The organism is Streptomyces racemochromogenes (assembly GCF_039535215.1).
Taxonomy (GTDB): domain Bacteria; phylum Actinomycetota; class Actinomycetes; order Streptomycetales; family Streptomycetaceae; genus Streptomyces; species Streptomyces racemochromogenes.
Window position 1 is genome coordinate 3,147,601 of sequence record NZ_BAAAWT010000001.1, and the last position, 11,784, is coordinate 3,159,384.

Genomic DNA, 11,784 nt, shown 5'->3' on the forward strand with positions numbered 1-11,784 from the left:
TCGGACCGGGCTGCGGCACTACCCCCGGTGGACGCGCAGGTACGACACCTCGTACGACATCTCGGTGACACCCGGCCGGGGGGTGGGGTGGTAGCGGCCGGCGCAGACGGACAGGTTGACGATCAGGTACGCGTGCCAGCCTCGGCCGACGCCCCGGCCGTCGGAGTAGACGCGCAGGCCGTTCACCCACCAGATGACCGACCTGCGGCCGAACTCCACCCTCAGGTCGAGCCACGCACCGGGGTGGACGGTGGGGTCGTGCAGGTAGCGGTGCGCCTCGCGGACGTGGTTGGACAGTTCCAGCAGGTCGGGGTTGTCGGGGTGGTACTCGAAGACGTCGATCTCCTGGCCGCCGTCCCGCCAGGTCCAGATGGCGGGCCAGGCGCCCATCTCCTCCGGCAGCCGGACGCGGGCCTCCAGGACGTCGCCGGTGCGGACCTCGAAGCCCTCGTCGCTGCCCTCGGTGGTGAGCAGCCCGGCGTCCCAGTTCCCGTCGGGGCGCAAGGTCGCGCGGAAGGTGCCGGAGCGGCTGTAGGCGGGGTCGGCGGTGAGGTGGTCGAGTTTGTTGTCGCCGGGGTTGACGGGGCCGCCGCCGGGATAGGCCCAGGAGCGGCCGGCCACCCACTGGGTGGTGGAGGTGAAGTCGGCGGTGAAGACGGGGGTGCGGCGGGGGGCGAACACGGGCGGCAGCCCCCCGCCGCCGCCCGCGGGGACGAGGCGGCGGGTCAGGCGCCGCAGCCAGCCGTGCGTTTCCGGTTCCGGGTCCATGCGGCGGTTGTGCCCGCCAGGCCCGCCCCGAACCCCCCGTTCTCACTCAGAGTAATCATACGATCGCGCGGGCGGCCTCGATGAAGGCACGGATGAGCTCCGGGGACTTCACCCCGCGCTCCCGCTCGACCCCGCTGGAGACGTCCACGCCCCAGGCTCCGGTGGCGGCGACGGCCTCGCGGACGTTGGCCGGGCCGAGCCCGCCCGCCAGCAGCCAGCGCCCCTCGGGCGCCGTGAACTGCGCGGATCCCCAGTTCCAGGGCTTGCCGGAGCCGGGGTCGGGGGCGTCGATGAGGAGCAGGTCCTCCCCGTACTCCCCGCAGCGCGCGACGTGCTCGGCGGTGGCCCGCAGCAGTGTGCGCCCCGGCGCCCGCAGATGCGCGTAGTGGTCCGCGGGTTCGTCGCCGTGCAGCTGCACGCCGCGCACGCCGCTCTCGTCGGCGAGCCGGCGCACCTCCTCGACGGGCTGCCCGCGGAACACCCCGACGGTCAGCACCCCGTCCGGCACCCGCGCGGCCAGCTCCCGCGCCAGCGCGGCGTCGACGGTCCGGGGGCTGCCGGGGGCGAACACGAACCCGACGGCGTCGGCTCCGGCCTCCACGGCCACGTCGACGTCGCGGGGGGTCTTCAGCCCGCAGATCTTGACGAACACGCTCTTCCCGTCGCTCATGCCGCAAGTCAACCAAACACCGCTCTGCCACGCCGATACGTCCCACCTTCCGGGCGGCCACCCGGCCCCGGGGCTCAAGCCCCGGGAGTCCGAGCGCCCTGTCTGTGGAATGGGTGGTGGGCGGAGCCCACCACCACCCACCCCCTCCCAACCGCCGCCCATACCAGGCCGGATGACGATCCGTGACCGGCTTGCCACGTAGGGCCATCAGGCCCTACCGTGCGGCTGGAAACGAAAATCGGCCCCCGCCGGTGCGCCAACACCGAACGAGGGCCTGACCAAACGAGATCGGAACAAGCGATCCCCATGGATGACAGCCAGCTTAGTGCTGCCCCGCACCCCCTCGCCAAGCCCGGCTACGGCAAAATCGCCGCACCGGAGCAAGCGCCGCGCACCGCAAGCGACTTCACGCACCTCCCGGCCCGCGAGGCGGCCGTCGCCGGGTACCTCGACCGGCTGCCGGACGGCGCCGACATCAGCGTGAAGACCCTCGCCGCGGTCCTGCCCCTGTGGGGCCAGTGCGCGCTGCGCACCGCCCTCAACCGGCTGGCCACCACCGGGCACCTGCACCGCTTCCGGGAGCGGCTGCCCGGCGCGGTCACCCGCTGGGTCACCCGTACGTACTTCTCCCGCACGGCCCGCGACGGCGCCTGGTGGGCCCGGTTCACCCGGAGGGATTCCCCCGCACCGACCGCCCCTCCACCACCCTCGCCGGTACCCCCGGTCCGGGCGGACGTCCCGGATGACGCGTACGGCGTCCTCTCCTCCCTCGGCCGCACCACCCCCGCGCTGGCCCTCTCCAAGGCCGACTGCACGGCCCTCGCCCCGCTCCTGATCCCGTGGCTGGCCCGGGGCGCCACCCCCGACCGGATCCGGCTCGCCCTCACCGCCGGCCTGCCGCCCGTGGTCCACCACCCGGCGGCCCTGCTCCGCAAACGCCTGGAGTCCAAACTCCCCGCCGCCCCACCGGCCCCGCCGGCGGAAGAAGCCTCACCCCCGCCCCGCACCGAGTGCACCGAATGCCGCGCCCCCGGCCCGCCGGGCGCCTTCACCGACGGCCGCTGCCGCGCCTGCCGCCCCGACACCCCCCGGCCGCCGGTGTTCACCCCGACCCTCACCCCGGCCGAGGTCCGCGCCCACGCCGCCCGCGTCCGCGAAAGGAACCGCCGATGACCAGTCCGCCGCTCCACCGGCGCCGAACCCGGGCACCATGGTGTCGAGGAGGCGACCCCATGACCCCCAGCACCGCCGCGCACCCCCAGATGTCGCTGAAGGACTTCGAGACTCTGGCCCGCCGCGCACCCGAGACCGTCACGCTCGAATTCATCAACGGAAAGCTGGAGGTCAAGTCGGTGCCCGACGGCGACCACGACGAGATCATCATGTGGGTCGCGGACCAGTGCATGGCGCACCGCCCCGACCTGCGCCTGTACCGCGAGCGCGGGCTCCGCACCGAGCAGTACCGCAACGGCCGCGCCCGGCCCGATGGTGCACTCGCACCGCAAGGGCACTTCGCCGGGCACGGCGAGTGGTCCGATCCCGCAGGGGTGCTGATGACCGTCGAGGTCACGTCGCACGACCACGACACCGAGGCGCGCGACAGGCAGGAGAAGCGTGACGGCTACGCGCAGGCGGACATCCCCGTGTTCCTGCTGATCGACCGCGACAGCGACACCATCACGGTCTACAGCCAGCCGGAAAACGGACGCTACCGCCGACGGGAGTCCTGCTCCTACGGCGAAACCATCGCCTTCCCCGAGCCGGTCGGGTTCTCCCTCGACACCGGGAAGCTCAAGGACTACGCCCACTGAGCCCCCGCCCCCGGAAACGCCCGAGGGCGGCACCCCCTCCGTCGGAAGGGGTGCCGCCCTCGTTCGAGAACAGCCGATCAGCCAGGGGCCGATCAGAAGTCCATGTCACCGCCCGGCATGCCGCCCGGAGCGGCGGCGGCCTTCTCCGGCTTGTCGGCGATGACGGCCTCGGTGGTCAGGAACAGCGCGGCGATGGACGCGGCGTTCTGCAGCGCGGAGCGCGTGACCTTCGCCGGGTCGATGATGCCCTCGGCGATCATGTCGACGTACTCGCCGGTCGCGGCGTTCAGGCCGTGGCCGACGGTCAGGTTGCGCACCTTCTCGACGACGACGCCACCCTCGAGACCACCGTTGACGGCGATCTGCTTCAGCGGGGCCTCCAGCGCGAGCTTCACGGCGTTGGCGCCGGTCGCCTCGTCACCGGTGAGCTCCAGCTTCTCGAAGACCGAGGAGGCCTGCAGCAGGGCCACGCCACCGCCGGCGACGATGCCCTCCTCGACGGCCGCCTTCGCGTTGCGGACGGCGTCCTCGATGCGGTGCTTGCGCTCCTTGAGCTCGACCTCGGTCGCGGCACCGGCCTTGATGACGGCCACGCCGCCGGCCAGCTTCGCGAGGCGCTCCTGGAGCTTCTCGCGGTCGTAGTCCGAGTCGGAGTTCTCGATCTCGGCGCGGATCTGGTTGACGCGGCCCTGGACCTGGTCGCTGTCACCGGCACCGTCGACGATGGTGGTCTCGTCCTTGGTGATGACGACCTTGCGGGCGCGGCCGAGCAGGTCGAGACCGGCGTTCTCCAGCTTGAGGCCGACCTCCTCGGAGATGACCGTGCCGCCCGTGAGGATGGCGATGTCGCCGAGCATGGCCTTGCGGCGGTCGCCGAAGCCCGGGGCCTTGACGGCGACGGACTTGAAGGTGCCGCGGATCTTGTTGACGACCAGGGTCGACAGGGCCTCGCCCTCGACGTCCTCGGCGATGATCAGCAGCGGCTTGCCGGACTGCATGACCTTCTCCAGGAGCGGCAGCAGGTCCTTGACCGAGCCGATCTTGGAGTTGACGATCAGGATGTACGGGTCGTCGAGGGACGCCTCCATACGCTCCATGTCGGTGGCGAAGTACGCCGAGATGTAGCCCTTGTCGAAGCGCATGCCCTCGGTGAGCTCCAGCTCCAGACCGAAGGTCTGGGACTCCTCGACGGTGATGACGCCTTCCTTGCCGACCTTGTCCATGGCCTCGGCGATGAGCTCGCCGATCTGGGTGTCGGCGGCGGAGATGGAGGCCGTGGAAGCGATCTGCTCCTTGGTCTCGACATCCTTGGCCTGGGCCAGCAGGGCGGCGGAGACGGCCTCGACGGCCTTCTCGATACCACGCTTGAGGGCCATCGGGTTGGCGCCGGCGGCGACGTTGCGCAGGCCCTCGCGGACGAGCGCCTGGGCGAGGACGGTCGCGGTGGTCGTACCGTCACCGGCGACGTCGTCCGTCTTCTTGGCGACTTCCTTGACCAGCTCGGCGCCGATCTTCTCGAACGGGTCCTCGAGCTCGATCTCCTTGGCGATGGAGACACCGTCGTTGGTGATCGTGGGCGCGCCCCACTTCTTCTCAAGGACGACGTTGCGACCCTTGGGGCCAAGGGTGACCTTGACGGCGTCGGCGAGCTGGTTCATGCCACGCTCGAGACCGCGCCGGGCCTCCTCGTTGAACGAAATGATCTTGGCCATGTGAAGTGGTCCTCCCGGACAGGGGTGGATTGCTCCGGACCGCGCCCGCGCCCGCGACGGACGGCCTGCGGATCCGGCGGTTCCGTCCCGCCGGACCCTGCGGGCCTCACCGGCCCGGTCCTCGTCTTAGTAGCACTCTCACCTGGAGAGTGCTAACGCCAATGATTAGCACTCGACCCCCGCGAGTGCAAGCGGCTTCAGGCAACACGCGGGCGGCGCGCCGGTGACACGGGGCGACACGCAGGAGGGGCCCACATCCCCGTCCGGGATGTGGGCCCCTCGAGCATCCGTGCGTGCGTCGGTGGCCGATCGCGTTCGCTCCGGCTCAGCCGGCCGCTAGCTTGACCATGTCCGCCTGCGGACCCTTCTGGCCCTGCGAGATCTCGAACTCGACCCGCTGACCCTCTTCAAGGGTGCGGTACCCGTCCATCTGGATGGCGCTGTAGTGGACGAACACATCCGCACCACCGTCGACCGCGATGAAGCCGTAGCCCTTCTCCGCGTTGAACCACTTGACGGTGCCCTGAGCCATGCCTAACTCCCCTATTACTGGCCCTTGCGCGGGACCGCACTTCGCGGTCCGGGTCAGAACTTGCGCCGGAACGCCTCGACCGCGGCTGAATGTATCCGCACCGGTGCTGTCAGCAACAGGTCAATCCGACGAGAAATCTGGACACACGGAAACCTGAAAATAAGGTGAAAAGCTGGCATATTCCAGGGCAACTCGGGCCAGACAAGCGGCACCAAAGGCCCAAAAGGCACGCTCATGTTGACTCAATGTCAACCATCCGTCGGCCCGCTCATATGCGGCGGGCATGAACAGCGGAGGGGACTGCCCCAACTCTACCGCGCCCAATCAAGCAGAATTGCCCCCTCCGCTTTTACCGGAGGGGGCAATTCTGATCTGAACGCGTCAGCAGCCGCCCGCGACGGCCGGAATGATCGAGACGCCGGCGCCGTCCGGCGTCGCCGCCTGCAGGCCGCCCTCGAAACGCACGTCGTCGTCGTTGACGTAGACGTTCACGAAGCGGCGCAGCTTGCCCTGGTCGTCCAGGACGCGCGCGGCGATGCCCGGGTGGCTCTTCTCCAGGGACTCGATGACCTCGGCCAGGGTCGCGCCCTCGGCCGGGACCTCGGCGGCGCCGCCGGTGTAGGTGCGCAGGATGGTGGGGATGCGGACGTTGACGCTCATGGCGCTACCGCCTTTCCGGATGTGTCAGGGGGAAGGGTCAGGCCAGGCCGGCGGCGCGGAACGCGTCCAGGCTCGGGCGGATGGTGGCCGTCTGGCCACTGTCCGCGGCCACCGCCTCCAGGGTCTTCAGGCCGTCACCGGTGTTCAGGACCACGGTGGTCAGCGCCGGGTCGAGCTGCCCGTTCTCGATCAGCTTCTTCGTCACGCCGACGGTCACGCCGCCCGCGGTCTCGGCGAAGATGCCCTCGGCACGCGCCAGGATCTTGATGGCCTCGACGACCTGCTCGTCGTTGACGTCCTCGACGTAGCCGCCGGTGCGCCGCGCGATGTCCAGGACGTACGGGCCGTCCGCCGGGTTGCCGATGGCGAGGGACTTGGCGATGGTGTTCGGCTTCTGCGGGCGCACCACGTCGTGACCGGCCTTGAAGGCGGTGGACACCGGGGAGCAGCCCTCGGCCTGGGCGCCGAAGATCTTGTAGGGCTTGTCCTCGACGAGGCCGAGCTTGATCAGCTCCTGGAGGCCCTTGTCGATCTTCGTCAGCTGGGAGCCGGAGGCGATCGGGATGACGAGCTGGTCGGGCAGCTGCCAGCCGAGCTGCTCGCAGATCTCGTACGCCAGCGTCTTGGAGCCCTCGCCGTAGTAGGGGCGCAGGTTGACGTTGACGAAGCCCCAGCCCTCGCCCAGCGGGTCGCCGATGAGCTCGGAGCAGAAGCGGTTGACGTCGTCGTAGTTGCCCTCGATGCCGACCAGGTCACCGCCGTAGACACCGGCCATGACGACCTTGCCCTGCTCCAGGTCGTGCGGGATGAACACGCAGGACCGGAAGCCGGCCCGGGCGGCCGCGGCGCCGACGGCGCCGGCCAGGTTGCCGGTGGAGGAGCAGGACAGGGTGGTGAAGCCGAAGGCGCGGGCGGCCTCGACGGCGATGGCCACGACACGGTCCTTGAAGGAGTGCGTCGGGTTGCCGGAGTCGTCCTTGACGTAGAGCTTGCCGGTGACGCCCAGCTCCTTGGCCAGGTTCTCGGCGTCCACCAGCTTGGTGAAGCCGGGGTTCAGGCTCGGCTTGGAGGCCACGTCCGCCGGGACGGGCAGCAGCGGCGCGTAGCGCCAGATGTTGTTCGGACCGGCCTCGATCGCGGCGCGCAGGGCCTCCGGGTCGCCGAGCGGCAGCTCGTAGGCGACTTCCAGGGGACCGAAGCACTCGACGCAGGCGAAGATGGGGCCGAGCTCGAAGCGGGTACCGCACTCGCGACAGGAAAGTCCGGTGGCGGGTCCGAGATCGACAGAGGTGGCGACAGTCTGTGCAGCCATGATGGCGAGGCCCTTTCTCCTCATCTTCCCCATGGCGCACTTCGCCATGAGACGGAATTGGCACCTTCCCTAGCCGGGGCCTCGCGCTGGCGAGAACCGACTGGAGGGTTGCCGGGGCTTCAACGGGCCGTGTCCCTCTGCCCCTCTGGATGAGCGGTATGGCACCGGACACACGCGCTCTGCGGCGCGCCGGTGCGTTTGTGCGCGGGACCCCCGGCATGCGGCGGTCTCTCGCGTTGTTCAAGACTGTAACCGAAGGGACGGGCGGTTGAGACAGCCGTCCGAACCGCGAGATGGATCACAATTCGGCCCAAATGGCCGAGTGACGCAGAGACCGAATGAAGCCCGAGACATGCCCAAGGGGTGCTGAGAGTGCTGGATGAGGTGGAGCGCTGGCTGGCAGACCGCTCCTGGTCCGCCGCCGACCGACCGCTCGACCAGCTGCTCGACCGGAAACGGGCGGCCGGGACGACGGTGAGCGTGGTGCTGCCCGCGCTCGACGAGGAGGCCACCGTCGGGGAGATCGTCGAGATCATCCGGCGCGACCTGATCGAGTCCCCGCCCGTCCCCCTGGTGGACGAACTGGTGGTCGTCGACTCCGGCTCCACCGACCGCACGGCCGAGGTCGCCGCCAAGGCCGGCGCCCGCGTCGTGCACCGCGACTCGATCCTGCCCCGCGTCCCGGCCCTGCCCGGCAAGGGCGAGGTGCTGTGGCGCTCCCTGCTCGCCACCACCGGCGACGTCGTCTGCTTCGTCGACGCCGACCTGCGGGACTTCGACTCCGCCTTCGTCTCCGGGATCGTCGGGCCGCTGCTCACCGACCCGCAGGTGCAGTTCGTCAAGGCCATGTACGAACGGCCCCTGGGCGACACCCCCGGCCAGGGCGGCCGCGTCACGGAGCTGGTGGCCCGCCCGCTCCTCAACCTCCACTGGCCCCAGCTGGCCGGCTTCGTCCAGCCGCTGGGCGGCGAGTACGCCGTGCGCCGCTCCCTGCTGGAACGCCTCCCCTTCCCCGTCGGCTACGGGGTGGAGCTGGGCCTGCTGGTGGACGCGCTGCACACGGTCGGGCTGGACGCGCTGGCCCAGGTGGACGTGGGGGTCCGGCTGCACCGGCACCAGGACGGGCAGGCCCTGGGCCGGATGGCCGCCGCGATCTACCGCACCGCGCAGCTGCGGCTCTCGCGCGGGCACCTGGTACGGCCGGAGCTGACGCAGTTCGAGCGGGGGCCGGACGGGTTCGTGCCGCGCACGTACGCCGTGGACACGGAGGAGCGGCCTCCGATGGCGGAGGTCGAGGAGTACGCGGGACGGCGCGTGGCGTGAGGGTGGGATGCGGGACGGGGCGGCCCGCGGGCCCCTACCCCTGACCAGTACGTGACGAACCGGACATTTCCCGGACGTTTGAGCGAGCGGGCCCCGGGCTAGGTTCGCCACATGGCTTCCCCCGTGGCTTCCCAGGTACTCGTCGCCGCCAACCGCGGCCCGCTCTCGTACGCCCTCGACGCCGACGGCACCCTCAGCGCCCGGCGCGGCGGAGGCGGCCTCGTCTCCGGCCTCTCCGCCGCGCTCGCGGCCCAGCCGGAGGCCCTGTGGATCTGCGCGGCCCTGTCCGACGCCGACCGGGAGGCGGTCCGCCGGGGCGTCGCGGAGCCGGGCGTGCGGATGCTGGACATCGACCCGGCGGTGTACGACGACGCGTACAACGGCATCGCGAACTCCGTGCTCTGGTTCACCCACCACCACCTGTACGACGTCCCCCGCGAGCCCGTCTTCGACGCGGAGTTCCGGCGGTGCTGGGACTCGTACACCGCCTACAACCGGGCCTTCGCCGAAGCCCTGGCCGAGGAGGCCGCCGAGGGCGCCTGCGTCCTCGTCCAGGACTACCACCTCGCCCTGGTCCCGGGTCAGCTGCGGGAACTGCGTCCGGACCTGCGGATCGCGCACTTCACGCACACGCCCTGGGCGTCGCGGGAGTTCCTGGACATGCTCCCCGACGACATCAGGAGCGAGCTGGTGTGGGGGATGCTGGGGGCGGACCGGCTGGGATTCCACACCGGGCTGTGGGCGGTCAACTTCGTCACTGGCGCCAACCTGGACGACCGGCGCGGCATCGCTTCCCCGTACATGCCCAGGGACGGCTACGAGGGCGTCCACCACCGCAGGATGTCGGCGGACGGCCGGTACGGGGAGAAGCGGTTCACCACGGTGGCCGCCCACCCCCTGGGCGTCGACGGGGACGACCTGCGGGCGCTGGCCCACCGGCCGGAGGTCGACGACAAGCTCGCCGCGCTGCGGGCCGAGGTCGGCGACCGCAAGACGATCGTCCGCGTCGACCGCACCGAACTGTCGAAGAACATCCTGCGCGGCCTGCTCGCCTACCGCGAGCTGCTGACCACGCACCCCGAGTGGCGCGGCCGCGTGGTCCACCTGGCGTCCGCCTACCCGTCCCGGCAGGACCTCAAGGTGTACCGGGACTACACCGAGTCGGTGCGCGAACTGGCCGAGGAGATCAACGCGGAGTTCGGCACGGCGGACTGGCAGCCGGTCCTGGTCTCCGTCCAGGACGACTTCGCCCGCTCCCTGGCGGCGTACCGGCTGGCGGACGTGGCCCTGATCAACCCGGTGCGGGACGGCATGAACCTCGTCGCGAAGGAGATCCCGGTCGTCTCGGAGGCGGGCTGCGCGCTGGTCCTCTCCACGGGTGCGGGAGCGTACGAGGAACTCCGCGCCGACGCCCTGACGGTCAACCCGTACGACGTCACGGCGACGGCCGAAGCCCTCCACGAGGCCCTGACCATGCCGGAAGCGGAACGCGCGGAACGCACGAAGCGCCTGGCAGCAGCAGCCACGGCCCTCCCCCCGGCGGCGTGGTTCGAGGCCCAGCTGGAGGCGCTGCGGGGGTAGGGGCGGCTCGCGGTGCGGGCCGGCTATCTCCCCTCGAGGGGTGGGGGCGGGGCGGTGGCTGCCCACCCGCCTCCCCGGGTGCGGGCTGGGGAGGCGGGGAGCGGGATCCCCTCGCCCCGCCTCAGGGAGGGTTGGGGGCTTCCCGTCAGTCCCATCGTCCTTCCGGTTCGGGCCGGTCCCTCAAGGGCGCTCCCTTCGGTCGCGTCGCTACGCGATGGCCTTCGGCCACCCTTGACCGACCGACCCGAACCGGAAAGCCGAAAGACTGCCGGGAAACCCCCAAGGAAACGGCACGGTCCAAGGGCAAGGGACGGGTCCCTCAGCGAGGGGCCGGGCGCCGGCCCGCCGGGCATCCGGGCCCTCAAGAGTTGCGATTCCGGGCCGGGGGCGCGGCTACCCGCACGAGAGGTTGATCAGCGCCCCCGGGGAAGCCGGGAGGCGCGTCAGATCGCTACGCGCTCCTCATGTCTCGGCGTCCGGCGGCCGTCATGAGCTGGTACCCGCACGAGAGGACGAACAGAGCAGCCCGGGAATCCGACAGGCGCGACAGATCGCTACGCGCTTCTCGGATCTCGGCGGCCATCGGCCGTCTGGGGCTGAGGACCGTGCTGGCGGGCTGTCAGACACCGATGATGTGCACGCGATCTCCGCAGAGCTTCGTCATGTCGTCGACATCAGAGGTGAGCAGGGCGACAGGACGCGGTTGTCGCAAGGCGGCCTCCGCCACAGCCGCATCGAGCGCGTACTTGTGGCCGTGAAGACCCGCCTCCATCAGCAGGACGGAAGCAGCCCTGGCTTCCTCTTCTCCGACCGGGATCACGCGGACACCGGAGAGGATCCAGTTCAGTCGAGTCTTGTTGGTGCGTGCGTGTACTGCCTCGATGATCGTCAACGCGCTGATCACGACTTCCATGCCACGACTGCGTGCTTCGGCGATGAGAGACACCACGGCCTCATCGTCGTTCAGCAGCTTGGACAGCCCCTCGCTGTCCAGAACGAGAGTGCCTTCGCGGCTCAGCTTGCGGCGGGCCATTCCTTGCCCTCCGCGAAGATCTCATCGAAGACCTGACGGGCCGCGTGCTGGGATTCGGCCGAGAGAGGGCCGCGCCGCTGCTCGTAGTCGGCCAGGTACTCGTCAAGGATCTGCCCGCGCAGCTCACGCTCCACGGCCGCCGTCACGAAAGCCGAGAACTCGCGCTTGCCCACGCGCGCACGAATCGCCTCTGCCGTTCCCTCGGGCAGTGAGAGGCTCACTCGGGCGGCTGGCCCCTCGCCGATTCCGTACGTCGTCTCAGACACCCTTCCAAAGTATCAAAGATGTAGGAATCGGTTCCGGTAGCCGCCGGGGCCCGTCCGGCTCTGGTGGGTTCTTCTTCCGGGTCAGAGGAGCGCGTAGCGATCTGTCACGCCGGTCG

At 70.5% G+C, this 11,784-nt stretch carries 12 protein-coding genes and 1 riboswitch; of the genes, 4 read left to right on the plus strand and 8 right to left on the minus strand.

What is annotated here, in order from left to right; genetic code table 11:
* Window positions 1-18 precede the first annotated feature (18 nt).
* Window positions 19-768 carry a LamG domain-containing protein gene (locus tag ABD973_RS14405; protein ID WP_386382243.1) on the minus strand — a complete coding sequence of 250 codons (750 nt, stop codon included), beginning with the start codon at window positions 766-768 and terminating at the stop codon, window positions 19-21.
* Between the two features lie 55 nt (window positions 769-823).
* Window positions 824-1,438, minus strand: a complete 615-nt coding sequence (locus ABD973_RS14410; protein ID WP_125821915.1) for a phosphoribosylanthranilate isomerase — start codon at window positions 1,436-1,438, stop codon at window positions 824-826.
* Window positions 1,439-1,744: 306 nt separating this feature from the next.
* On the opposite strand from ABD973_RS14410, the gene ABD973_RS14415 reads away from it, so the two are divergent.
* Together ABD973_RS14415 and ABD973_RS14420 are read left to right on the plus strand one after the other, a co-directional pair.
* A complete protein-coding gene (locus ABD973_RS14415) occupies window positions 1,745-2,611 on the plus strand; it encodes a hypothetical protein (protein WP_345500265.1) in 867 nt (288 codons plus the stop codon).
* Window positions 2,612-2,670: 59 nt separating this feature from the next.
* Complete coding sequence (locus tag ABD973_RS14420; RefSeq protein ID WP_125821913.1) at window positions 2,671-3,249, plus strand: Uma2 family endonuclease; 579 nt, start codon at window positions 2,671-2,673, stop codon at window positions 3,247-3,249.
* A gap of 92 nt (window positions 3,250-3,341) precedes the next feature.
* Here the strand turns inward: ABD973_RS14420 and groL are convergent, their stop codons facing one another.
* From groL to thrC, 4 genes are all read right to left on the minus strand, one after another.
* On the minus strand, window positions 3,342-4,961 hold the full coding sequence (gene groL / locus ABD973_RS14425; RefSeq protein WP_125821912.1) for a chaperonin GroEL: 1,620 nt from the start codon (window positions 4,959-4,961) through the stop codon (window positions 3,342-3,344).
* 325 nt (window positions 4,962-5,286) lie between these two features.
* On the minus strand, window positions 5,287-5,493 hold the full coding sequence (locus tag ABD973_RS14430) for a cold-shock protein (RefSeq protein WP_008743607.1): 207 nt from the start codon (window positions 5,491-5,493) through the stop codon (window positions 5,287-5,289).
* A gap of 381 nt (window positions 5,494-5,874) precedes the next feature.
* The gene (locus ABD973_RS14435) at window positions 5,875-6,153 is read right to left on the minus strand and encodes a MoaD/ThiS family protein (protein WP_030387325.1); all 279 of its coding nucleotides are present in this window, start codon (window positions 6,151-6,153) and stop codon (window positions 5,875-5,877) included.
* 37 nt (window positions 6,154-6,190) lie between these two features.
* Window positions 6,191-7,465 (minus strand): threonine synthase, encoded by a 1,275-nt coding sequence (gene thrC, locus ABD973_RS14440; protein WP_125603484.1) that lies wholly within the window; start codon window positions 7,463-7,465, stop codon window positions 6,191-6,193.
* A 17-nt stretch (window positions 7,466-7,482) separates the two neighbouring features.
* Window positions 7,483-7,621: riboswitch (SAM riboswitch) on the minus strand.
* Between the two features lie 216 nt (window positions 7,622-7,837).
* Between thrC and ABD973_RS14445 the strand changes: the two genes are divergently transcribed.
* On the plus strand, window positions 7,838-8,788 hold the full coding sequence (locus ABD973_RS14445) for a glucosyl-3-phosphoglycerate synthase (RefSeq protein WP_125821911.1): 951 nt from the start codon (window positions 7,838-7,840) through the stop codon (window positions 8,786-8,788).
* 111 nt (window positions 8,789-8,899) lie between these two features.
* On the plus strand, window positions 8,900-10,369 hold the full coding sequence (locus tag ABD973_RS14450) for an alpha,alpha-trehalose-phosphate synthase (UDP-forming) (protein ID WP_125821910.1): 1,470 nt from the start codon (window positions 8,900-8,902) through the stop codon (window positions 10,367-10,369).
* 619 nt (window positions 10,370-10,988) lie between these two features.
* On the opposite strand, the gene ABD973_RS14455 is transcribed toward ABD973_RS14450, so the two are convergent.
* Together ABD973_RS14455 and ABD973_RS14460 are read right to left on the minus strand one after the other, a co-directional pair.
* Window positions 10,989-11,402, minus strand: coding sequence for a PIN domain-containing protein (locus ABD973_RS14455; RefSeq protein WP_345500266.1), 414 nt, complete (start codon window positions 11,400-11,402; stop codon window positions 10,989-10,991).
* Window positions 11,384-11,668, minus strand: coding sequence for a hypothetical protein (locus ABD973_RS14460; protein WP_007265548.1), 285 nt, complete (start codon window positions 11,666-11,668; stop codon window positions 11,384-11,386). Before ABD973_RS14460 ends, ABD973_RS14455 begins: the two co-directional genes overlap by 19 nt.
* Window positions 11,669-11,784: the final 116 nt, after the last annotated feature.

Excerpts from the sequence above, each read along its gene's own strand:
- thrC (WP_125603484.1), bottom strand. The coding sequence starts at position 7,465 with ATGGCTGCACAGACTGTCGCCACCTCTGTCGATCTCGGACCCGCCACC.
- groL (WP_125821912.1), bottom strand. The coding sequence starts at position 4,961 with ATGGCCAAGATCATTTCGTTCAACGAGGAGGCCCGGCGCGGTCTCGAG.
- ABD973_RS14435 (WP_030387325.1), bottom strand. The coding sequence starts at position 6,153 with ATGAGCGTCAACGTCCGCATCCCCACCATCCTGCGCACCTACACCGGC.
- ABD973_RS14405 (WP_386382243.1), bottom strand. The coding sequence starts at position 768 with ATGGACCCGGAACCGGAAACGCACGGCTGGCTGCGGCGCCTGACCCGC.
- ABD973_RS14410 (WP_125821915.1), bottom strand. The coding sequence starts at position 1,438 with ATGAGCGACGGGAAGAGCGTGTTCGTCAAGATCTGCGGGCTGAAGACC.
- ABD973_RS14430 (WP_008743607.1), bottom strand. The coding sequence starts at position 5,493 with ATGGCTCAGGGCACCGTCAAGTGGTTCAACGCGGAGAAGGGCTACGGC.
- ABD973_RS14455 (WP_345500266.1), bottom strand. The coding sequence starts at position 11,402 with ATGGCCCGCCGCAAGCTGAGCCGCGAAGGCACTCTCGTTCTGGACAGC.
- ABD973_RS14450 (WP_125821910.1), top strand. The coding sequence starts at position 8,900 with ATGGCTTCCCCCGTGGCTTCCCAGGTACTCGTCGCCGCCAACCGCGGC.
- ABD973_RS14420 (WP_125821913.1), top strand. The coding sequence starts at position 2,671 with ATGACCCCCAGCACCGCCGCGCACCCCCAGATGTCGCTGAAGGACTTC.
- ABD973_RS14415 (WP_345500265.1), top strand. The coding sequence starts at position 1,745 with ATGGATGACAGCCAGCTTAGTGCTGCCCCGCACCCCCTCGCCAAGCCC.